The organism is Microcoleus sp. D3_18_C4, from assembly GCF_036702355.1.
In the GTDB taxonomy this organism is placed as follows: domain Bacteria; phylum Cyanobacteriota; class Cyanobacteriia; order Cyanobacteriales; family Microcoleaceae; genus Microcoleus.
On record NZ_JAUBTF010000088.1, the window covers coordinates 1 to 22,734 of the forward strand.

The 22,734-nt window shown below is 45.4% G+C and carries 22 protein-coding genes; 9 read left to right on the plus strand and 13 right to left on the minus strand.

Going from position 1 to position 22,734, the window contains the following annotated elements; genetic code table 11:
• Positions 1–57: 57 nt before the first annotated feature.
• Entirely contained in the window at positions 58–345 is a 288-nt protein-coding gene (locus QUA90_RS27695) for a hypothetical protein (protein WP_333448498.1), read from the minus strand.
• A gap of 193 nt (positions 346–538) precedes the next feature.
• On the minus strand, positions 539–1,006 hold the full coding sequence (locus tag QUA90_RS27700) for a hypothetical protein (RefSeq protein WP_333332656.1): 468 nt from the start codon (positions 1,004–1,006) through the stop codon (positions 539–541).
• 174 nt (positions 1,007–1,180) lie between these two features.
• Here QUA90_RS27700 and QUA90_RS27705 point away from each other — a divergent pair, with 174 nt between their 5' ends.
• A complete protein-coding gene (locus QUA90_RS27705) occupies positions 1,181–1,516 on the plus strand; it encodes a hypothetical protein (protein ID WP_333332653.1) in 336 nt (111 codons plus the stop codon).
• A 226-nt stretch (positions 1,517–1,742) separates the two neighbouring features.
• The gene (locus QUA90_RS27710) at positions 1,743–2,384 is read left to right on the plus strand and encodes a Uma2 family endonuclease (RefSeq protein WP_333448499.1); all 642 of its coding nucleotides are present in this window, start codon (positions 1,743–1,745) and stop codon (positions 2,382–2,384) included.
• A 134-nt stretch (positions 2,385–2,518) separates the two neighbouring features.
• On the opposite strand, the gene QUA90_RS27715 is transcribed toward QUA90_RS27710, so the two are convergent.
• The 5 genes from QUA90_RS27715 to rppA all read right to left on the minus strand — a co-directional run bounded on the left by QUA90_RS27715 (position 2,519) and on the right by rppA (position 8,501).
• Complete coding sequence (locus QUA90_RS27715) at positions 2,519–4,390, minus strand: serine/threonine-protein kinase (RefSeq protein WP_333448500.1); 1,872 nt, start codon at positions 4,388–4,390, stop codon at positions 2,519–2,521.
• A gap of 218 nt (positions 4,391–4,608) precedes the next feature.
• Positions 4,609–5,568 (minus strand): aldo/keto reductase, encoded by a 960-nt coding sequence (locus tag QUA90_RS27720; protein WP_333448501.1) that lies wholly within the window; start codon positions 5,566–5,568, stop codon positions 4,609–4,611.
• A gap of 319 nt (positions 5,569–5,887) precedes the next feature.
• Positions 5,888–6,439 (minus strand): DUF3124 domain-containing protein, encoded by a 552-nt coding sequence (locus QUA90_RS27725; RefSeq protein WP_333085830.1) that lies wholly within the window; start codon positions 6,437–6,439, stop codon positions 5,888–5,890.
• An 85-nt stretch (positions 6,440–6,524) separates the two neighbouring features.
• Positions 6,525–7,805 (minus strand): HAMP domain-containing sensor histidine kinase, encoded by a 1,281-nt coding sequence (locus QUA90_RS27730; RefSeq protein ID WP_333448502.1) that lies wholly within the window; start codon positions 7,803–7,805, stop codon positions 6,525–6,527.
• A gap of 18 nt (positions 7,806–7,823) precedes the next feature.
• Positions 7,824–8,501, minus strand: a complete 678-nt coding sequence (gene rppA / locus QUA90_RS27735; RefSeq protein ID WP_333332022.1) for a two-component system response regulator RppA — start codon at positions 8,499–8,501, stop codon at positions 7,824–7,826.
• Positions 8,502–8,658: 157 nt separating this feature from the next.
• Here rppA and QUA90_RS27740 point away from each other — a divergent pair, with 157 nt between their 5' ends.
• Positions 8,659–9,036: a hypothetical protein gene (locus tag QUA90_RS27740; RefSeq protein WP_333448503.1), complete on the plus strand. Its 378-nt coding sequence runs from the start codon at positions 8,659–8,661 to the stop codon at positions 9,034–9,036.
• 132 nt (positions 9,037–9,168) lie between these two features.
• Here QUA90_RS27740 and QUA90_RS27745 read toward each other — a convergent pair whose 3' ends face one another.
• Positions 9,169–9,573: a BON domain-containing protein gene (locus QUA90_RS27745; RefSeq protein ID WP_333448504.1), complete on the minus strand. Its 405-nt coding sequence runs from the start codon at positions 9,571–9,573 to the stop codon at positions 9,169–9,171.
• Positions 9,574–9,917: 344 nt separating this feature from the next.
• Between QUA90_RS27745 and QUA90_RS27750 the strand changes: the two genes are divergently transcribed.
• The 3 genes from QUA90_RS27750 to QUA90_RS27760 all read left to right on the plus strand — a co-directional run bounded on the left by QUA90_RS27750 (position 9,918) and on the right by QUA90_RS27760 (position 15,323).
• Complete coding sequence (locus tag QUA90_RS27750; RefSeq protein ID WP_333448505.1) at positions 9,918–12,632, plus strand: cation-transporting P-type ATPase; 2,715 nt, start codon at positions 9,918–9,920, stop codon at positions 12,630–12,632.
• 81 nt (positions 12,633–12,713) lie between these two features.
• Complete coding sequence (locus QUA90_RS27755) at positions 12,714–13,241, plus strand: hypothetical protein (protein ID WP_333387079.1); 528 nt, start codon at positions 12,714–12,716, stop codon at positions 13,239–13,241.
• Positions 13,242–13,691: 450 nt separating this feature from the next.
• Complete coding sequence (locus QUA90_RS27760; RefSeq protein ID WP_333448506.1) at positions 13,692–15,323, plus strand: sodium:proton antiporter; 1,632 nt, start codon at positions 13,692–13,694, stop codon at positions 15,321–15,323.
• Here QUA90_RS27760 and QUA90_RS27765 read toward each other — a convergent pair.
• The 3 genes from QUA90_RS27765 to QUA90_RS27775 all read right to left on the minus strand — a co-directional run bounded on the left by QUA90_RS27765 (position 15,280) and on the right by QUA90_RS27775 (position 17,157).
• Positions 15,280–15,996: a TrkA family potassium uptake protein gene (locus QUA90_RS27765; protein ID WP_333448507.1), complete on the minus strand. Its 717-nt coding sequence runs from the start codon at positions 15,994–15,996 to the stop codon at positions 15,280–15,282. The genes QUA90_RS27760 and QUA90_RS27765 overlap by 44 nt on opposite strands.
• A gap of 209 nt (positions 15,997–16,205) precedes the next feature.
• Entirely contained in the window at positions 16,206–16,487 is a 282-nt protein-coding gene (gatC, locus tag QUA90_RS27770; RefSeq protein WP_006635952.1) for an Asp-tRNA(Asn)/Glu-tRNA(Gln) amidotransferase subunit GatC, read from the minus strand.
• A 148-nt stretch (positions 16,488–16,635) separates the two neighbouring features.
• Positions 16,636–17,157, minus strand: a complete 522-nt coding sequence (locus QUA90_RS27775; RefSeq protein ID WP_333039118.1) for a photosystem I assembly protein Ycf3 — start codon at positions 17,155–17,157, stop codon at positions 16,636–16,638.
• Positions 17,158–17,766: 609 nt separating this feature from the next.
• On the opposite strand from QUA90_RS27775, the gene QUA90_RS27780 reads away from it, so the two are divergent.
• Complete coding sequence (locus tag QUA90_RS27780; protein ID WP_333448508.1) at positions 17,767–19,077, plus strand: hypothetical protein; 1,311 nt, start codon at positions 17,767–17,769, stop codon at positions 19,075–19,077.
• A gap of 195 nt (positions 19,078–19,272) precedes the next feature.
• On the opposite strand, the gene QUA90_RS27785 is transcribed toward QUA90_RS27780, so the two are convergent.
• On the minus strand, positions 19,273–19,497 hold the full coding sequence (locus tag QUA90_RS27785; RefSeq protein WP_333331997.1) for a hypothetical protein: 225 nt from the start codon (positions 19,495–19,497) through the stop codon (positions 19,273–19,275).
• Between the two features lie 212 nt (positions 19,498–19,709).
• Positions 19,710–20,885, minus strand: a complete 1,176-nt coding sequence (locus QUA90_RS27790) for a SpoIID/LytB domain-containing protein (protein ID WP_333448509.1) — start codon at positions 20,883–20,885, stop codon at positions 19,710–19,712.
• A 269-nt stretch (positions 20,886–21,154) separates the two neighbouring features.
• On the opposite strand from QUA90_RS27790, the gene QUA90_RS27795 reads away from it, so the two are divergent.
• The gene (locus tag QUA90_RS27795; RefSeq protein ID WP_333331992.1) at positions 21,155–22,093 is read left to right on the plus strand and encodes a ribonuclease Z; all 939 of its coding nucleotides are present in this window, start codon (positions 21,155–21,157) and stop codon (positions 22,091–22,093) included.
• 412 nt (positions 22,094–22,505) lie between these two features.
• The gene (locus tag QUA90_RS27800) at positions 22,506–22,691 is read left to right on the plus strand and encodes a hypothetical protein (protein WP_333448510.1); all 186 of its coding nucleotides are present in this window, start codon (positions 22,506–22,508) and stop codon (positions 22,689–22,691) included.
• The last annotated feature ends 43 nt before the right edge of the window (positions 22,692–22,734 follow it).

The window sequence follows — 22,734 nt, forward strand, 5'->3', positions numbered from 1 at the left end:
CTCGATCGAATAAGCTTTCATTTTTTCTGCTGATGTACTGAATGTAGTGTACCACATTTACATGGAATTTGCTGTATCAGTTACTAACCGTGTTCTATCTTTATTCTGTGTTACATTTGAGTTCAGAACATTAATATTTGCACATCCTCCTGTACGCTCGTTGACGTTGAATTCAGGATCGGTGCAGATGTTGAAGTAGACAGCACCGCCTACGGGTGTAAAATCCCAAACAAATCTCATTTTTGCTATTTGTTGAGCCAAAGCCCCAGAAGATTGAAATAATGAACCTGTAATTAGTAACCCTAGAAAAACGGTTCCAGGAAGTTGAGCCTTTATCTTCTTCATACTTAACAATTTAAGTGTCAAACAATACGTTCCCAATCAAAAACCACACCCGATCGCCCTGTCAGTCGGATTGAGTCTGAACTTTACCACTCATCTCCTGTTGTCTGCTGAGGAGATGATTCGGTGAGGAAGTGCGCTCCCTCTAGTGAGCAATAGCGTCTTCACAGTTAGAACTTCCATAAAGGTGGGCGACCTATTGGATAGGTCTACCGTCTGGGATGCTCACCAAAGCCGGACAAGATATAGGTGTTACCGCTTTTAGAACAAAGTTACGTTCAAAAGCTTTTGGACCTGCAACCCAGCGTTTAGTACCTTGATCCAAAAGATACACTTTGTTATTTAAACGATGACCGTTCTCTTTACAAAGAACAATTCTATTTTCCATTGTTAATGATGATGCTTCCTCAATCAGCTCGACATCTATATATTGCTGAACCTGCCTTCCAGGAAACAAGAGGGCGAAAACTTTAGGACCTGCAATCCACCGTCGTTTTCCTTCATCAATCCAGTAGACTTTACCATTACTAGGATGCGCGAGTAGTAAGCCATTCAAATCTGAGCGGTTAACTAGAGCTTGAGCATCATTAATAAATCCAAGAGTAAAAACTTGGGGTAAGGTAGCCGCAGCAAGGCACATTGTAAATTTCAGTAATTTATTCATCTTGTCACCTAAACATTAGCATCTATTCATTTATAGACCGATCACCCAAAACTGCAAAGCGAAAAAAGACGGATAAAGACGCGAATTTCTAAAATTGCGATGCAAGGCGGATAAAGGCGGATAAAGACGGATAAAGTCGGGTATACTAACGATAGTTCTCCGACCCCCCTACTGATGGACACTGCCCATATCTTGCAATTTGTAGATGAAGTGCTCAGCGCTAATACAGGCAAACATCTCAATGACTTGCAGCGTAAAATTATCGAGGGAATACTGAAGCGACAAAAGTATTCTGATCTTGCAGATACTTACGGTTGTACGGCGGGTCATGCTAAGGATGTAGGTTACGAGCTTTTGCAAATGTTATCTGATGTTTTTGGCGAATCAGTTGATAAAGGTAATCTTAAATCTGTCCTAAAACGGCAATCCACTATAAAGATTGCTTTAAATAATAGTAATAATATTGATGGTAATAGCAACACCATTAACTATATCAAGACCTGCTCATAAAAACCCAGTCCTACCCCAGACAAAAGTCAGCCTCCGACTCCCGACTTCCAGGAAAGCACGAATCAAGTTAAAATTGAAATGATTGGTAAATTACGACAGTTGGGATTGAAGGATGAGCAAATTGCAGAAGTGGTAGGGTTAGCCTTGGAGGTAGTGAAGCAGATAGATTGATAAATATCTTTTAGTTGTTTAAAACACACATCCTCAGTCAGGAGGTATAAATTTTATGTTCGCAGTCGTCACGCCAGAAAAAATTCAGTTGCCACCAGGAACAGTTGTGAGGTTGCCAGGTAGTTGGCAGGATTACCAAGCACTTGTAGAACAATTGGGCGATCGTCAGATTCCGCGCATCAAATATCGACCAGGAGAGATTTTATTAATGTCCCCTTTACCAGTACACGGAAAACAAGCTCATATTATTGCAATGGTGGCAATGGTTTTGCTAGATTATTTGGGGCGAGATTATGAAGCGTTTACACCAATTACCATGGATTGGCCGGAAGAAAGAGGAATTGAACCTGATTATTGTTTTTATATCGATAATTGTGTGGCAATTATTGGTAAATATCGGATTGCTTGGGGTGTTGAACCGCCACCCGATCTAGTAATTGAAGTAGACGTAACTAGCTACACGGATTTAGATGATTACTTGCCTTATCAAGTGCCGGAACTGTGGCTATTTAAGAAAAATAAGCTCATAATTTACGACTTGCAAAACGATCGATATGTCGAAAGTTCAGTTAGCCGTTATTTATCCAATTTTAATGTATCAGAAATTGTGGAGGAATGCTGGCAAGTGTCGCGCGAGCGCCATACAAGTGCAATAATTCGAGAGTTGCGACGGAAAATTGAAAGGGAGAACGGTTGAATCATATCGTGTCCGGTGAATCGATCGTACTTCCTGTAGGGGCAGCTTCACCACCAACAATAATTGCCTAAAACCACCAATTCTCATAAACCTGCCCCCGCCCAAGGATTACAAACAATTTTGATTGTGGTTAATCAAACAAACATGGTGTTCTGCCAAATCTTAATACTTTTGTCACTGCTGCCGCTAGCCAAAAACTCTCCTTCCGGACTAAAATTAACAGAGTAAACCGAGTTAGTATGACCCGAAATATTACAAATTTCTTGACCGTCTTTCACTCGCCAAATCTTGATAGTTTGATTGCTGCTGCTAGCCAGAATCTCGCCATCGGGACTAAAAGCAATAGAATCAACATACCAAGAATGTCCTGTGATAGTTAAAACTTCTTGCCAATCTTTGACCCACCAAATCTTAATAGTATTGTCATGGCTGCCGCTCGCCAAAAACTCTCCATTTGGACTAAAAGCTATGCAGCGAACGGAGTCTGTATGACCTGTAAGCGTGCGAATTACCTTCCCATCTTTGACTCGCCAAATTTTGACTGTTCTGTCCCAACTGCAGCTAGCAAGAGTTTCCCCATCCGGGCTAAAAGTGACAAAATAAACTAAATTGATGTGACCCGCAAGCGTGCGAATTTCTTGCCCGTCTTTGACTCGCCAAATCTTGATTGTTCTGTCCCAACTGCTGCTAGCAATAATTTCGCCATCGGGACTGAAAGCTGTGCCGTAAACTGAGTTACTGTGACCGATCAGGGTGCGGATTTCTTGTCCATCTTTCATCCGCCAAAGTTTGACAGTTTTGTCGTGGCTGCTGCTGGCTAGCATCTGTCCGTCCGGGCTAAAAGCTACTGTATAAACCGAGTTAGCGTGTCCTGTGAGGGTGACAATTTCTTGCCCGTCTTCAACTCCCCACAGCTTGATTGTTTTGTCATCGCTGCCGCTGGCTACAACTTCTCCGTTGGGACTGAAAGCCACGGAGTAAATTAAGTTTTTGTGACCTGTGAGGGTGTGAAGACCTTGCCAGTTATAGGTTTGCTGTTGGGGCTGGGCGGGAGTTTTTCCGGGTTTAACTAACTTGGAATTTGTTTGAGGAATTGCTAGATCGATCGCAACTTGGGGATTAATTTCTTTTAATACTTCAACAGCCGTTTGATAGCGGCGGTTGGTAGCATTTTCAATCATTTTGTCTAAAATTTTTCCGAGTTGTTCACTCACGGGGTTGTTGGCCAAATACTGCCGCCATATCCAGACATCTTCACCAGGATCGAAGAGGTCAAAAGGGCTAACTTGAGTTAGCAAATACAAACAAGCTACGCCTAAACTGTACAAATCGCTGGTAAAAAATGCTTTGCCTCTAGCTTGTTCGGGGGCGATGTATTCGGGGCTGCCGATGCTGGTTCCTGTTTTGAGTAAAGCTGTACCTGTGGCAATTTTTGCGGCGCCAAAGTCTACTAAAACTAATTGTTTGTCGGCGCGACGGATGATATTTCCGGGTTTGATGTCTCGGTGAATAACGTTGTGGGAATGGATGAAGTGAAGGACGGGTAATAAGCTATTGAGTAAGTCTTGAATTTGATTTTCGCTAAATCTGCCTTCTGTTTCTACAAGTTGTGCTAAATTTTGCCCGTCGATAAATTCTTGGACTACATATTGTCGGCCGTCTTGGATGGAATAGGCTAAGAGTTCTGGAATTTGAGGGTGTTTGCCCAATTCGTCTAATCGCATTGCTTCTTGTTCAAAAAGTTCGGCTGCTTTTTTGCTGTTGCGATTACTTGCTGATGGGATGAGTGGGGTTTCTGTGAGTAAAAATTGCTTGATAACGCAGCGAGGTTTTGAGGGTTTGTCTTCGTCAACGGCGAGGAATGTTCTGCCAAAACCGCCTTGTCCGATCGCCTTTATAGCCCGGTAGCGATCGCGCAACAGCAGTTTTGAACGGCAATTTCGGCAAATTTTGGCTGCGGGAGGGTTTTGTGGCTTGGAACAGTTGGGATTTAGGCAGTAACTCATTCGATTTTAGATTGCGGATTTTTGATTTTAACTTTTTGAATATTTCCACAGCGCAGTAGATATTATACCTCATTAGCTTTTTAGGAACGGGCTAGAAGCCCATTCCACAAGAAATTCACTCTTTGTGGAACGGGCTTCGAGCCAGTTAAGCGAGAATGGTGATCTGGGCGTGAGTTCCGGAGTACCTTACTATATATGCCAGTTGCGTCAGTTCTGTTTTAGAAGTTCCACATAACGGGGTTATCGTCTAAATGATCGGTGACTGTTCGCCCGATCGCATCAATCTCTTTTAATTCCTCTTCACTCAATTTTACCTCAGCAGCTTTAGCATTTTCGGCTGCTTGTTCCCCGTCGCGCGCGCCGACAATTGCATTTGTTTGTGGCTGGGAAATCAACCAAGCTAAAGCTAAGTTGCCCAAGCTTATCTGGTGGCGATCGGCAATTGGCCTGAGTTGATTTAATGCTGTTTGCACTCGGTCATAATTTTCTTTGATGAACAGCTTATTTTTGGCGCGGTGGTCGCCTTCTTCAAACTTGTGTTCTGGCCCGAATTTACCTGTCAATATTCCTTGAGCTAGAGATGAATAGGCAATGATGGAGATATGATTGTCCACACAATAGGACATCGCCTCTTTTTCTACCCAGCGCCAAAACAGAGAATAGGGCGGTTGCAAGCTGTCGATGCGTCCGTATTGGGCGGCTTCTTCTATTTGGGCGCGGGAGAAGTTGGAAACGCCGATCGCCCGAATTTTTCCCTGTTCTTTTAACTTGTTCAGGGCGTCCATTGTGTCTGCAATTGGCACTAACTCGGAATTCCAAGTGCCAGCAGGCCAGTGGATTTGGTAAAAGTCGATATAATCGGTGTTGAGGTTTTTTAGTGATCTATCACAGGCTTCGATTAACAAATCGGGTTTCAGGTGGTTGGCGAAAACTTTGCTAGCATAAACTACTTGCGATCGCACATCTGAAAGTGCTTGACCGATAATTTGTTCCGAATGCCCTTCTCCATAAACCTCAGCCGTATCAAATGTGGTAATACCTGCCTCAAAAGCCGCGCGCATTGCTTTGACAGTTTCAGCATCCTCAATTCCCACCCACATCCGCTTCCCAGCTTGCCAAGTCCCCATAATGATCGGGGTAATCTGAATTTGTGATGTCCCCAATTGTCGCTTTTGCATACCCTAAGTCCTCATTTATATTTTTAGTATTCACCCTCAAGCTCTCTAATCTTAACAGAAAAAAGTTGGGTAGCCATGCACAGTAATGCTATCGTTTTATTCTAAAATAATTATAGTGATGTACAAAGTTAAAAATTAAAAATCGGAGCATCTCACTTTTGCAGCCAAGCTAGAAATTGGAGTTAGGAGTCAGGAGGCTGGAGAAAAAAGTCACAATAAAAAAGGAAGAAGCCAGAAGAAGTGTTTTTACAAATATGAGATGGCGCCCCTTATGGTAGTCTAAAACTACCTTGTAAAGCAATAATTTAATCCTCTAAAATTACTTCTGCATCTTGTGTTGCTTGAGAACTTTAGCGGGACTGATAAATGAAATACCCTGAGAAGAAGAGGTACTAATCATGACAGCTTCAATGACAGGATCATAAACCGTTTTTTCTGCAACCCACTCCACAATAAAGTTTGCACCTGAGCCTCCACTTGTATCATCTGCTGCAATGAAAAAGTCTGTGGAAGCAAGCGGCTTCAGTTCTACTGGACTCTTAATGTCCTGCCTAATCAATTTCCCATCATTATCGTAGTAACGCACCGAAGTGATAATAATTGAATTTGTCAGATCCGTATTGCGGATACTGAGCGTCGCGGACAAATTCATCACATTATCCTGGCTATTGTAGTGATAAATATGTGAGTAAATAGGGACATATACGGTTTGTCCCATCACAACTTTTGTTTGATCTAACGGGACTGCTCTCAGTGAGGTTTCACGTTTTGTATCAAGTTGTTGTCTTGGTGAGGTAGTTTGGTCTGAACAAGAACTCAGGACGATCGCCCCTAGCGCCCAACCAACCCAGAAATCATGTTTAAACTTCATCGGCATTCATCCAAATACACCACATACATTGCAGTTACGTCTAAAGCAGGAAGCAGAGTGCACCTTCTCTCTCGTTTGAGGCGGCTTAGTGATAAAGTTTGAGCGGCAGTTCAACCTGGAACGTTGAGCCTTTGCCCACTTCACTCGTCACCTGTATTTGTCCGCTGTGTGCCTTGACAATTTGTTCGACGATCGCTAACCCCAGCCCAAAGCCTCCACTCTCCTGCGAGCGATCGGTGTCTACTCGATAGAAGCGATCAAAAATATAGGGTAAGTCCGCTTCTGGAATACCGATTCCCGTATCGATTATCTGAATGACTGCCAAATTGGAATGAAGAACTAGGCGTATTTGTATAGTTCCGCCAACGGGGGTATATTTACAGGCATTGTAAAGCAAGTTTTCGACTACTTGCCGTAGCAAATCAGGATCGGCCAACAATTCAATCCGTTGTGCCGGTAATTCGCAGGTTAGTTTGATATTTTGGACTTCTGCAAGTGCGAGAAACTGGGTTGCTAAATTGCTGAGGAACTCGTTGAGATTGATTAACCTGAGCGATTCCGGCGCTAGTCGCCCCTGATGCCGAGCTAACAGCAGCAAATTATTCACCAGCAGTCCCATTGATTTCGCACTGTCTACAATGTTTTCCAAGGGGGGGTGGTAGCGCGAGTCATCAGTCGCAATCATTAACCCAAGCTGGGCATTGGTGAGGATGGCAGAGAGGGGCGATCGCAACTCGTGAGAGGCATCGGCTGTAAAGCGCTGAAGCTGCTGATAGGCTTGCCGAATCGGTTGCATAGCCAGCCCACTGAGAAACCAACCTGTGAGGGCAATTAAGCCCAGTGTCAGCGGGACAGCGAGAGTTAGCACAATCTGAAGCTCAGTGAGCCTGTTTTGAGTTTCTGTCAGGGGAGTTGCAACCTGAAGATAACCGAGTACCCCTGTTCTACCTTCAACGGGTAATGTCACCTGACGCAGCCAGATTCCTTTTCCCAAAAGTGGATCGGTCGATCGAACTGTGAGATAACCAAAGGGCGTATTTAACTGCTCTGAACAAGGAGTCCCAAAAAAACGAACTAACCGCCTTTGTGCGTTATACCAGCGTACATAAATCAGATCTTCTGCAAGCGGATGAGACCCACTGCCTAACAAGGAGACATGACTCAGATCGACCTGGCTCTGGTTTTTGCGAACTTCATAATGTACGCTGGCAGCCATGACTCTAGTCTTGTCATAGAGCAGTCGGTCAAGGGCTTCTAGTTTATCTTTTACCTCAATCTGGTAAATCACCCCTGCAAACAGCACGAGAATGCTTCCCATGGAGAGGGTGAACCAACGAGCCAGATTGCGACGACTTTGATTAAACATGACTTGCCTTCACGATCGTTACTTTTCAGGGGAAGTGAGGCGATAACCCATACCGTAAATGCTCTCAATCCAGTCTGCCGATCCTACAGTCTGCAAGCGTTGGCGGAGTTTGCGAATTAGAACCGTAATTGCATTGCTCTCTGGTTCAGTCCCCCATTCCCACACAGCTTGTTCAATCTGATTCCGAGTCAAAACCTGTCGAGGATGACGCATAAAATACTCCAACAACTGAAACTCGCGACTGGAGAGGGAAACAGTTGCACCTTGTCGCTCAACAGTCAGAGTATCGAGGTGGAGTTGTAGATCCTCAAGGCTGAGCGTATCTCCTTGCCAAAGGGGCGATCGTCGTCTTAATGCCCGCACTCGTGCCATAAATTCAACCAAATCGATCGGTTTCACCAGGTAATCATCTGCACCTGCGTCTAAGCCGGTTACTTTTTCTGGCGTGGTATCTCTTGCCGTGATCATCAAAATCGGCGCTGTTTTCCCTGCTGCTCGATATTGACGACAGAGATTTACCCCACTGATATGTGGCAACATCCAGTCCAAAATCAACAAATCATATTCTTTTTCTGATAACAGCCACTGGGCCGTCTGTCCATCTTTTACCCCATCCACGCTATGTCCTGCTTGAGACAGCACTGTTTGAAGTGGCATCAGTTGCTTTGGATCGTCCTCCACCAGCAAAACTCTCATATCTAGGCTCGCCTCCTTCGCAGCTTGCAGTTTTAAGAATTATTAGAGTTTGAGGTAATTCGCGCATCTTCTTTAAGCTAGATTTTAGGATATATCCAGTTGTATTAAAGTGCCAATAGATAGTATTAGCCTCAGAATGGATGGGAAAGAATAGCGGATGATTAGACGTTGGCTAAAAGCATCAGGCGCAGAGTTTTGGTTGCCATTGCCGTTTGTGGCGATCGCGTTTTGGGTTGGTTCCAGTTTCCTAATGGCTCAAGAATTACAACAACCCCAGATAGTAAAGAATAAACTTCAGGCAGATACCCAGCTTAAAGCAACGGTGTCTGTCAATATATTGCTGATCAACGCGGTGATTAACCGAAAACAAGGAACCACCCAGGTTGCGGTAGAAACAGCAGAACCCATTTTGAAGCAATTGGAATTAGAATTGCCAATGACTGACGCAACCCATATAGAGGCAGCGATCGCGCAAGAACTACAGTTATCGCGTCAAAATGTGCGCCAGTTAGTCCGTTACGAGATCGTTGAATAAGTTTATTGTTTCAATATTGCGATCGCATCCAGTCAAATAAGGTTGTTAAATTTGTAGGTTTCCTCGCTGCGATCGAGCAATTCCTCAAGCGACAAGAAGCGTCCAATACTCTTGCTGCTTGAGGATTAAGAACTACTGAGTGACGATTTCGTTATTGATGGAAACATTTGCTGCAGCTTGCCGAGCAATTTGTTCTGCCAAGGCTTTTTGTTCTGCCGTTTGAACGCGCCCTGTTAACACAATCGAATTATCCCGATCGTCTGCGTCCAAATCGAATTGCTTGAGGGTGCCATCGGAGTCCAAGGCCTCTTCTACGCGATCGGCAATATCGTCAATGTCTTGATTTTCAGCCGTCTGTGCGGTCGTGGTTGCAGGCGCAGCAGGGGTTGGAACAGTCGTATTTCCAGTGGCAGTTGTGGGAGCAGAAGTAGATGGAACAGTTGTCTGTGAAGTATTGGGGGAGGTGCAAGCACCTAAACCCAAAATTGCAACTGTGCTGACGCTGATTCCTTGCACAAATAGCTTTAATAATTGCATATTCTTTGTTTGTTTTGTTGGTAGTGAAACGCAATTTTGCCGATAAAACTCAGGATGAAGTCTTTTAGCCTTTCAACTTAACAAGTAAATGTACGATAGTTCATCTATCAAAAGTAATGCTTTTTACAACTTTATTAATAAAAGGCAACAATAAATCAAATCCCGTGAACTAAGGTTGGCAAGCCTATAAGTTATCTTAATCGGTTCTCTGCCTAAGTATAGGGAGCAAATGTGATCCAAATGTGAGTAACAAAAATCAGTCTCTCATTTTTCCCTCACTTTCATCAATGACGCTAGAAACAAGACGAAATCATAAATAAGCAGTTGGCTTGACAAGAAACGTTATGACTGCAACGAATGTAGAAAAATTAGTAGAACACTCTTGGCATCACCTCTCTGTCGAGAAAGTGGCTCGGATTTTAGAGACTGACCTGGAAATAGGTCTATCTTCTGAGGTGTCAGCGGAGCGGCGCGAGATCCTCGGCCCCAATCAACTAACGGCTCAGAAGCAGCAAAGTGCCTGGTTGCGATTTTTTCAGCAACTGAATCAGCCACTAATCTACATTTTGTTAGCTGCTGGGATAGTAACAGCATTTCTGAAAGAGTGGATTGATTCAGGGGTAATTTTTGGGGTTGCTCTGACGAATGCCACCATTGGTTTCGTTCAAGAGTCAAAGGCAGAGAATGCGATCGCCGCTTTAGCAAAATCTGTTGCAACTGAGGCAACCATTCTCCGCCACGGTCAAAAGCAAGTAGTTTCATCCAGTGAACTGGTTCCTGGCGATCTCGTCTTGCTGTCTTCTGGGGATAAAGTGTCTGCGGATCTACGGCTGATCGAAGTCCGCGACTTACAAGTTGATGAGTCAGCGTTAACGGGAGAATCTGTCCCGGTCCAGAAGCAATCCCAGGCGCTAGAGGCAGACGCTGCACTGGCAGATCGCACGAACATGGCGTATACCGGAAGCCTGGTAACGTTTGGACAGGGACGCGGACTCGTCGTCAGCATTGGTGACATGACCGAGACCGGACACATCTCCCAACTCATGCAGCAAAGTACCACACTGGAAACCCCACTGAGTCGCAAAATTGATAAATTTAGCAAAACCTTGCTCTATGTCATTTTAGGTTTGGCTGCCTTCACCTTTGCTGCAGGCATTGCCCAGAGATTTTCTTGGGTTGAGGTGTTCAAGGCATCTGTGGCGCTTGCCGTCAGCGCAATTCCTGAAGGCTTACCCGCGATTTTAACGGTGACACTGGCGATCGGGGTTTCCCGGATGGCAAAGCAGCACGCCATTATTCGCAAACTTCCGGCAATTGAGACACTTGGCAGCACCACCGTGATTTGTTCCGACAAAACCGGAACCTTGACTGAGAATCAAATGACTGTTCAGGAGATTGATGCCGGTGGAAAGCGATATCGGGTTAGCGGTGGAGGATATGCACCAGACGGGGAAATTTCTGTAAACGGACATTCCGTTGACTTGATGAACGCGCCTGCCTTATATGAATGCCTGCAAGCAGGACTGTTGTGCAACGATTCGCATCTAGAAGTGCAAGATGGAAACTGGACTGTAGTCGGTAGTCCAACGGAAGGGGCGCTGGTTGCGGTAGCCCAAAAAGCGGGGTTAATTACTGAGAAACTGGAAGAATCGCTTTCCCGGCTCGATACACTGCCGTTTGAATCTCAGTTTCAATACATGGCAACCTTACATGACGATCGTCCAGAACGGTTGATTTATGTCAAGGGTTCAATTGAGGCAATTCTCCAGCGGTGTCGCCAGATGCTTGATGAAGAGGGAGAGGCGAGATCCCTCAACCCAGTGCCGATCGAGCAAACAGTGGACAGAATGGCGAAAAAAGGGTTACGAGTTCTGGCACTTGCCAAGAAAGTTGTACCCGCTTCTCAATCTTCCATTGAGCATTCTGATATTGAGCAAGGGTTAACTTTTGTGGGTCTGCAAGGCATGATCGACCCGCCTCGCCCCGAAGCGATTCAAGCGATTCAAGCCTGTCGGTCTGCGGGAATTCAGGTCAAGATGATTACGGGCGATCATGCCAAAACAGCAGCAGCGATCGCGCACCAAATGGGACTAAATCAAACCCAAGAGGCTCCCGTTTTTACCGGTCAAGAACTCGCTCAAATGAACCAGCAGCAATTCGCCAATGCAGTTGAACAAAGCTGCGTGTTTGCTCGTGTCGCACCAGAGCAAAAGCTCCGCATTGTCGAAGCACTTCAGTCTAAGGGCGAGATTGTGGCGATGACTGGAGATGGAGTTAACGATGCTCCCGCCCTGAAGCAAGCTGACATTGGGATAGCGATGGGTATTACAGGCACCGAAGTTACAAAAGAAGCAGCGGATATGCTGTTGACAAACGACAACTTTGCTTCGATCGAGAAAGCAGTTGAGGAAGGACGCACGGTTTATAAGAATCTGCTGCGGGCGATCGCCTTCATCCTGCCCGTGAATGGTGGAGAGTCCATGACCATCTTGATTGCCGTACTTCTAGCAACCCCACTACCCATTTTGCCAGTACAAATTCTCTGGCTGAATATGGTCAGTTCAGTTGCGTTGAGCTTACCGTTGGCATTTGAGCCACCCTCTCCCAATGTCATGCAACAGCCGCCTCGACCTGCCAATGAACCGCTTCTGTCTCGCAGGCTGACCGCTCGGATTCTGACAGTTTCGGTATTTAACTGGATTGTGATCTTTGGGATGTTTGAATGGATCGTCCAAACCACAGGTAATGAAGCTCTAGCCCGGACGATGGCAATTCAAGCATTGGTTGCAGCCGAAGCTTTTTACCTATTAAGCATCAGTCGCTTCGTTCCGGCGATCGTCGCCAAACTACGCGGTAAAGATGAATCAGTTGGCTATGCTGTAGCGATCGGCATTGCGGCTATTTTCATTCTCCAATTCCTGTTTAGCCAATGGGGCATTATGAATCAGTTATTCAACACTGAAGCTTTGAACCCAATCCAAGGCTTAATTTGTATCGGATTCGGACTGCCAATGATTCCTTTGTCAGCTTTGCTAAAGCGTTTTGCACCTCTGAACTAAGTGGTTTTTGTGATACGGCTATTGCCAGCAACTTTACACACTATTTACCAACTTTGTAGCGTTGAATATGAAATATTTCTCATGAATTACCAAAACCTCAAACGTGCTAGCGGCCTATTTACTAATCATCGAAACGCAGAGCAGGCGCTAGTTGAGCTAAAAAGCCGGGGCTTCCCCATGCACAAGATTTCAGTGATTGCTAAACCTTCTGACCATGATGATTTGGACTCTTTGGGAGTGCAGCAAATTTTAATCACAAGAGCAACAGGTGCACAAGTAGGCGCGATCTTAGGCAGCATAGGACTAGGTTCATTAGCGTTAATTGTTGGACTCAGCAGCCTGCTAATTCCCGGTATTGGTCAGGCATTAGCGGTGGAAAGCCTTTTAGCAACTTTCGTTGGAAGTGGGATTGCTGCAACTGCTGGCGGTCTATATGGCGCACTTCAAGGATGGTTGGTGCCAGAAGAACAAGCAAGAATTTACAACGGCAGATTTAACCAGGGAGATTATTTGATCGTCATGGAGGCAAGAGAAAATGAGATCGTGATTGCTGAACCTGTCCTTAAACGTTGGGAGATTCTGACGTGGCGTGTCTGTGATGCTACCTAAATTCAAGGTCAGAAAGGAGGATTACCTTCGAGGAATTTAGTCCCGCAAAACAGAACGTCTAAAACCACTTAAAAATTTGACGGTCGATGATTTTGGGCGATCGCTCTCTTACTCCTGACATACGGATCGACAACTTCCAGTACCCGCCGATTCGGCAACCGCGATCGGGTCGGCAACACTTCAGAAGAGACTGTTAAAAAAAATTAAAAACCAGCACAATTAAGAGCAATTAGCATCCTGTAAGGGTTTGGAAATCATCCATATCTACCAAAAAAATTGCACTTTAAAAACGATCAGATCGCCGAGGCTACCCATAAATCTCGTTTCAGCTTCTTCAGCATTCATCCAAATACACCACATAAATTGCAGTTACGCCTACAACAGAGTGAACCGTCTCCTGTAGACTAAAACGGTAGTTAATCTGTTAATTTCTTTGAGGAAAACGAGTTTATGGGAGGAGTATCGGTGATAGAGTCGATTGTAGCGCAACAAACTCCCTTGGGCAGCGAGCCTGCTACAAATAGCCAAACGGCAGGAGTCATTCCTGAATTGGTCATCATCTTGATCATTCTCCTGCTGATTGCCACTGTTGTGGCACTCGTAACTCAACGGTTGCGAATTCCCTATGTAACGGGCTTAGTGTTAGCAGGCTTGCCGATTACGGAGGTTTTGTCGCGTCGAATTGGTTTAGACCCATCTTTAGTATTAAATCTTTTTCTACCCATTCTTATTTTTGAAGCATCTATCAATACGGATATCAGCCGTCTCCGCAGTACCTTTAAGCCGATCGCGCTGCTGGCGGGTCCAGGCTCGATCTTTTCCTCAGCAATTATCGCTATTCTGGTTAAATTTGGGCTAGGACTAGACTGGATTCCGGCGTTGCTGATCGGAGTCATTCTAGCAAACACTGATACCGTCTCGATGATCGCGGTTTTTAAGGAGATCCGTGTGCCTTCTCGATTGTCCACCATTGTTGAGGGAGAAACTCTGTTCAATGATGCGGCTGCTCTAATTTCATTTAATTTGCTTTTGGTAATTTATGCGACAGGCTCTCTCACCCCTATACAAGGCTTGAAGGAACTGCTCGTGGTTGCCTTAGGTGGGGCAGTGGTCGGGGGTGTTTTAGGTTACTTGAGCGTGCCGATATTTGTTCGCTTAAACGATCCGTTGAGTAGCCTTTTGCTAACCGTCGCTCTAGCATTGGGAACCTTCCAAATCGGACAATTTTTAGGCGTATCCGGCGCAGTGGCGGTGGTCATCACCGGACTTGTTTTTGGCAACCTTGGGCTGCCTCGCAGTTCGTCTGCCTCGGATCGGATTACCTTGCTGAGTTTCTGGGAATACGCTGGTTTTGGCGTCAATACGTTTATTTTCCTGCTGATTGGGATTGAAATTAACCCGCTGACGCTGTGGAGAATTTTGCCATCCATTTTATTCGTCATTCTAGCCTATCAACTGGGACGGATTCTCTCGGTCTATTTGTTATTAGCGGGGCTGCGTTGGTTTGATCGCCCCATTCCGCTACGCTGGCAGCACATTTTGGTTTTAGGGAATATTAAAGGGTCTCTCTCAATGGCCTTAGCTATTGCGATTCCCTTGACCCTACCAGGACGGGATAACATCATTGCCCTGGTGTTCGGTGCAGTTTTATTCTCTTTGGTCGGACAGGGATTAAGTTTACCGTGGATAGTAAAACGACTAAAAATTAGCCGTGTTTCTGATGTAATGCAGGAAGCTGGGCAGTTACAGATTCAGTTGATCGCTTCCAAAGCGGCTCAAGATGAGCTAGATAGTTTGCTGAAATCTGGCGTGTTGCCGAAGGCAGTTTACGAAGAGTTATGGGCATCATATCAAGCACGAGTAGCACACTCTGAGCGAGTGCTGCGCGATCTCTACAATCAACATCGGGCCGGGCAAGTAAAGGGCGATCGCAGCGGGCTAGATACGATTCGACGGCGATTGCTTCTAGCAGAAAAAGGAGCAGTTAGCGATGCCCTCCGCAAGCGAATTGTCCCAGAGGATCTGGTTCATCCTTACATCAAAGATTTGGATGAGAAACTTCTAACGTTGGCAGATGACTAGCCCGAATGCCGAGGTAATCAATCATCTGGTGAACTAGCTCGGGACGGGTGACGACCAAGATGGTAGAACCTGCTTCTAGAACAGTATTGCCGTTTGGAATCTCCAGATTGGCGCAGGCATGGCATTGATAACCAATAATCAGCGAACCTGTTGGAAAACCAGGGTCTTGAGCAATTTGAGCAACGGTGCGACCTGCCACATTGCAATCGCCTGGAACGGGCAGCTTTAGCACCTCGACTTGTCCTTGTTCAAAGTGCATCATCGATTCGATTTGAGGATATTCAATCGCATTCGCCATTGATGCAACTGCCAAATCAATAGTGCTGATGATGTGACTGGCTCCCGCAAGTCGATAGGCTTCCATGAATTCGCGATCGCGCATTCGCACCACAATATGAGAAATACCATAGCTCCTGGATAGGGTGATCAGCGCTAAATTCAGTGCATCATCGCTGAGTGCTGCAACGACTGCGTTTGCTTGTTTAATTCCCGCTTCCAGAAGAACCGTTGTACTCACAGCACTGCCTTCAAATGCCATCACTCCGATTTTTTCACGAGCAAAGCGACAGGCAAGCGGGTCGGCATCGAGGATTGCAACCGTATGACCGAGTGTTAATAGCTGCTGGGCTAAACCCAGCCCCATCATTCCTGCTCCACCAATTAATACATACATGACTATTTGTCACCCCAAGAATGAACTTTACAGATTTATCCCTATGAGTGAGATTGTTTTAGACTTCTATCAGTTTAATCGACTTGTGGGGTGGCTTCTACCGGACTAACTTATTACCTGTTTGACAGTTAATTTAATCTGCTCTTGGGGTAGGCATTGCTAGCCCGCCCCTGCATAGATTTTCCTCAGTTATGTGCGTAGGGGGAACGCTACATAATCTTAGGCACTTTAAAAAACTCTCCATCGCGATCGGGAGCTCCCTCCAAAATACTTTCTCCCTTAGCAAAAGGTTGCAAATCGTCTGATCGCATTACATTACTAACATCGATCGCCCGCGTTGTCGGCTGCACCTTACTCGTATCTAGTTCGCTCAACTGCTCGAAATAATCCAAAATACCGTTAAGTTGACCAGTAAACTGCTCTTCTTCTTCCGGCGTTAATTCCAATCTCGCTAAATTCGCTACTTTCCGAACTTCTTCTCTGTCTATCATAAAAATTGGGAATGGGGAATTGGGAATGGGAAATTGGGAATGGGGAATTGGGAATGGGGAATTGGGCATAGGGAATTGGTTATTTGTTATTAGAGAAACGACTAACTACCAACTATTAACCACTAACTATGCCCCATGCCCATCCTAGTTAAAAATACACATCAATTTGCGATCGACCTGTCGTCTTCAGCCAATTTTGTACCTCAATGTAATTGTTCGGGGCCAAGCGAATAGCCTCCTTCCAATAATCTGCAGCTTTATCAAACAGCCCTTCCGCCCCTTCAATATTGCCAGCTTCCTTTTCCTTTTCCCCTTGATAGTGGTAAATCACAGCAATATTATTCAGTGCTTGTGGCATTCTCGGATTGAGATCCAAAGCCTCGCTGTAATATTCCAAAGCTTTATCGTGTTCGCCGTTGCTAGTATGGATCAGCCCCATATTGTACAAGACATAACTGCGATCGTAAGGATCTTCCTCCAGCTTCAGCGCTTCATGATAATTATCCAGCGCTTCAGCATATTCGCCATCTGCTTGAGCTGACATACCATCCCGGTAATAAGCAAAAGCTTCCTTCGCCTGCTTTTTGGCCGGCATAATCTTGAGGATGATATCAGCCATTACCGTGAAACTTTTGTCAATAAAGTTATCGTTGCGTTGAGTTCTTGGCATATGCGATTGTTTGGTTAGTGGCTAATCAGAAAAATTAGCCTGTAAAGTTTTCCTATTAATAATTGCGCCACTGTTGTAGTGGGCCGTTGTGTTGAGGGCGCTAAAAAGTTTAGTCGATCGCAAGTGCGAACCTTAAAACACGCCCTTGGGTTTAACACCCTCGCAAGCTCTATCTATTTTATATAAGTCTTGCAAGACTGGCAAAAAAACTAGATTTCTTTAACATATCTCTGGCACTCTACACAAAACTTACAAAAACCCGCGCCGAAGGAAAAAGTTCTGCAGGAGGGTGCAGAGGCGATCCGGCTCGAGGGCTCCGCCAACGGGCGATCGCACACCGTACCTTACTAACTGTACCCATAATCCCCCCTCCTTGACCCTCAGAGCAAACAACCAAATAGCCTGCCGAGGAGAAATTCCATCACAAAGTTTTATTAAGCTATCCGAGTTTAGCCCATACTTAAAAGTTATTCGGCAAAACACTAGCAATATTTTGCCCCAAAGTCAAGGGCAGCCTCAAAAAAAATCAGAAACGCGATCGGCAAAACCAGCTCTAATTCCCGCAATATATAATAAAAATAACCGGGTAATTTTCACAGAGAGAAACCTATGGCTCCGAATCCCACCATTATGCAAGCCGTCGAACAACTTGGCTACCGCGTTACGGTTGGAGACGTGGCAGCAAAAGCTGGATTAGATGTCAATTTTGCCCAGCGAGAACTGTTAACCCTCGCCTCCGAAGCAGGCGGCAACCTGCAAGTAGCAGAATCCGGCGACATTGCCTACCTATTTCCCAAAAACTTTCGAGATATTTTGCGAAACAAATTCTGGCGCTTGCAGTTGCAGGAATGGTGGCAAAAGATCTGGCGCATTTTATTTTATCTGATTCGGATATCTTTCGGCATAGTGCTGGTAGCTTCTATCCTCTTAATTTTTGTTGCTATCACAATTTTACTCTCCAGCGGCGATAACAATAACGGGGGAGGAGGAGAAGGTGGCGGCGGGGGCGGCAGAGGTGGCGGCTTTTCCTTTTTTCCCTACTTCTGGAACGACTTAATCTGGATATTTTACTGGAACCATGACCAACCATACTACCAGCAGCGATCGCGCTTAACGGGCCAAAAACCCCAGATGAGTTTTCTAGAAGCAGTTTTCTCCTTTCTCTTTGGAGACGGCAACCCCAATAACAATCTAGAAGAGCGCAAATGGAGCGATATTGCCGCCGCAATTCGCAACAACCGAGGCGCCGTCGCCGCCGAACAAATTGCTCCATATCTAGACAATCTCGGACAAGGATACGCCCGAGAATACGAAGAATATATGTTACCGGCTCTCGCCCGTTTTGACGGCCGCCCCGAAGTCAGTCCCGAAGGGCAAATAATTTACCATTTTCCGCAATTGCAAACCACAGCCGTTCAGAAAAATCCTCAACCAGTAGCAGCTTATTTGCGAGAAATGCTGTGGCGTTTCAGCAACGCCAGTTCCGGCCAAATCATGCTGGCAGCAGGGTTAGGAGCCGTCAATCTTGTCGGTGCGTTAGTTTTGGGGAATCTATTAACTAATAATTTGCTCGTCGGTGGATTTATCGGTTTTGTCAGCGCTGTCTATCCCATGATCCTGATTTACGGCGTCGGATTTCTCGCAATTCCTTTAATTCGCTACTTCTGGATTCAGTGGAAAAATAGCCGGATAGAATCCCGCAATCAAGAGCGTCAGCAGCGAGCAATGTTATTAAACGAACCCGATGCCAACTTGCTCAAAAAACTGGCCTACGCCCAGGAATTTGCAGCAGAAAACGTTCTGACAGGAGAAGACTTAGCTTATACAACAGAAACAGAACTAACCCAACAAGAACTAGAACAGTCAGCTAAAATAGATGCCGAATGGCAGCGCCGGATCGATCGCTCAGACAACTTGTAATAATGACAAAAAACAGTTGTTTGTTGTTAAGTTGCGTTGAACTAAAATCCTGCAGCCATTTCAATACCCGGCAAGATGCCTGTTGCACAATAAAATATCTTTGTTGTGTGTGGAACGGGCTTCTAGCCCGTTGCTAAGAAGGGTGAAAGATGTCAATTTTTATTGAGGTCATAATTTTTTATACTCCGAGTTTTATTAAATAAGCTTAGGGCGTTTAAAAATCAAACAATTTTGGTCATACTTCGAGTCGTGATCCAGAGCCACAAGTTCCCATCCCTCATCCCCCAAATGATTGACAAATAGATGCAGCGAGCCTTGTTTCCAATCTCGCTGTTCTTCACCGTTTACATATAAACTAATCAGCTTGTTTCCAAAAGGATACATATTCGCATCCACAAATAAATACTCCCACTTTTGCATAGCAATCCTTAATGTAGTTAGTTGGCAGTTGGCAGTTGGCAGTTGGCAGTTGGCAGTTGGCAGTAGTTAGTAGTTATTGGTTATTTGTTGTTGGCTCTAATAACCAATGCTTTTCGGCGATGATGCTTTTCGGTCCAATTCCCAATTACCAATTACCAATGCTTTTCGGCCCAATTCCCAATTCCCAATTCCCAATTCCCAATTCCCAGCAGTTACTGGACTGCAATTCTAGCCAAAGTAGCACCTCGGTAATAGTGCAACAAAATCTGCTGGTAGCCGTATCCTTGTCTAGCCAAATTGTAGGCCCCCCACTGACTCATTCCTACAGCATGGCCGAAACCTTTGCCAGCAACTTGAAAACCCGTAGGAGCTTGGCCGCTGTTCCTTGGGTTCCCACCGCCGGCATACTGAGGAATCACGGTAAACCGCGTACTCCTCAAATTTAAAACCCGGCGTAAATCTGCGCCAGTCATGACCCTAGAACCGCCATCTCCAACTACTTTCATCCTCAAAACGCTGCCGTGAGCGGTAGTGCGTTCTGGCTTCATCGAGATCACATTGCCCACGCCAGAAATCTTACTGCTGATTTGAGCGCGAGAAAAATTTTCTTTCCATTGGTAAACCGGCGCCCCTTGGTCGAAGTCAGGAACAGCACGCAGGTAAGGCAGAGGTTCTGTCCAAACATCCTCGACATTTTCAGTATGTCCCCCAGACGCAGAGTGGAAAGCGGCTAAAATTATCTGACCGTTGTAGGCCAGAACTTGACCAGCGGTTGCATCGACTGCGGAATAAGTGCCAGAAGATTCTGTTTGCAATCCTTTGTAAACCTGGGAATACTGAGTGCTGTCCACGTCGTAAAGGTCGGTTTCGCTTTTCATTCGCTGGTGGATAGCGTAGGAACGGGCGGCGACTGCTTGGGCTTTCAAAGCCTCTTGAGGCCAATTGCCACTCATTTCGGCGCCGAGAACGCTGTAGAGATATTGTTCGATATCGACGTAGTTGATGGCAGTCAAGCCTCCTTTTTGGGGAACTAGAAGCGTGCGTCCCCGATACCAACGATCGCCAATCCAAACATAACCATTTCCCGTCGGCTCGATCCAAACTTGGTTGGCGGCCCAGCGACCAATTGCCACTGTTCCCGATCGAAATTGAGCTGACTGAGAACTGTTTGCGGGCAGTTCGCCCAAATTGCGCCCGCTACCGTCGCGGATTGCAGCCTTAGTAGAACTGCCGACTTTTACCTGACTTGCCCCGTCTTGTACCGCCACTCGCAAGATCAGCGCGGCCTGTGCTGGGGCTACCATTGCCAGCCAAAACAACAACGAAATCCAAAAGTAGCGTTTTTTTAATGTCGAAAAAACGGAACCAAAAAATACTCCTGACTGCATTTGAAAATTTTCCTCCTGTGCTGTATGACTTTAAGAATTTTTAAGGGAAGGGAAGGCAAGGGAAAAAGGAAGGGGAACGGAAGAAACAAAACGTTAGAATTGGGTGGATCGCTCTGTGCGCTTGTCAAAAATGATTTTAGCGAAGAGATGTTCGCAGGAACAGCGATTTATCCCGGTTCCTGCCTGCGACTATTTCCTATATGTCGGATTTGTCGCACTCTGGATATATGTAACATATTTTTTAAGATTTAATTGAGGTGATTTGACTCTTGCAGATTACATTTCTCGGAACTAGCTCCGGCGTACCCACGCGATCGCGCAACGTTTCCAGCATCGCCCTCCGCTTGCCCCAGCGAGCGGAACTCTGGCTGTTTGACTGCGGCGAAGGAACTCAGCACCAGTTTCTCCGCAGCGACCTAAAAGTCAGCCAACTAAGCCGCATTTTCATCACTCACCTGCACGGCGACCATATTTTCGGCTTAATGGGTTTGCTGGCTAGCTGCGGTTTGGCCGGGAATGTCAAGCGCATCGATCTTTACGGGCCGCCGGGACTTGAAGAATATTTGCAAGCTGGCGTTCGTTATTCTCAAACTCATTTTTCTTACCCGGTTAAGGTACACAAAATTCACGAGGGAGTCATCTATGAAGATGACGAATATATTGTTAGTTGTGGTCCTTTGAAGCACCGAGTTACTGCTTTTGGTTATCGAGTAACTGAGAAAGACCGTCCGGGACATTTTGACGTAGAAAAAGCAAAGGCTGTGGGTATTCCTTCCGGCCCGCTTTACGGTCAATTAAAACAAGGAAAGACGGTAAAGTTAGAGGACGGGCGACAGTTTAAAGGTACTGATTTTTGCGGCCCGGATCAAATCGGGCGCAAGTTTGTTTATTGTACTGACACGGTTTTTTGTGAGGGGGCCGTCGAATTGGCAAAGGATGCTGATTTGTTGGTTCATGAAGCTACTTTTGCTCATCAAGATGCTCAAATGGCCTTCGATCGCCTGCATTCAACTTCAACAATGGCTGCTCAAGTGGCTTTGATTGCTGGGGCTAAACAGCTAATTATGACGCATTTTAGCCCGCGTTACGCTCCGGGAAATGCGATCGTCCTGGATGATTTGCTCAAGGAAGCGCAGGCTATTTTTCCGAATACGAAAATGGCCTATGACTTTTTGACTTATGAAGTGCCGCGGCCTGTTTCAAACTAGGGTTAATCTGACCTGAGATGTTACAGCATTTTCAATAAGGGCGATCGGGGCGGGCAAGATGCCCACCCCACAAAAACATTAATCTCTTGTGGAACAGGCATCTTGCCTGTTGCTGAAATAAATCCAACAAAAACATTAATCTCTTGTGGAACAGGCATCTTGCCTGTTGCTAAAATTTAGGCCATAAAAACATTAATCTCTTGTGGAACAGGCATCTTGCCTGTTACTGAAATTATTGCAGCAACAACATTTAGGACTTACGCACTGTCAGGGAATTCTGTCCTCCTGAGCGTAAGCAAGGATCTCTTAGAGCGTTCAGATGCCCACCACACAATAAAATTTTTAATAACACTGGAATTAATAATAATACCAGTATAAAATATATTAAACACAAATATTTATTAAATTTACCATGACATTTGAAATCGGACTATTAGGAAAGCTAGCACCAGCAATAGCTAAACTGGCAGAAATAGGATTCAAAGAAGCTATGAAAAAATTGAATCCTAGCGATTTTGAAAAAGCTTGTATTTGTGGCATCGAAGCTGCCGATAAAAATAAATTATTAGATCTCTTGCAAAATAATTTTATGATATAATGAAAAGTTTTGCTGAGATTTAATTGAATCCCAACTCCTAACT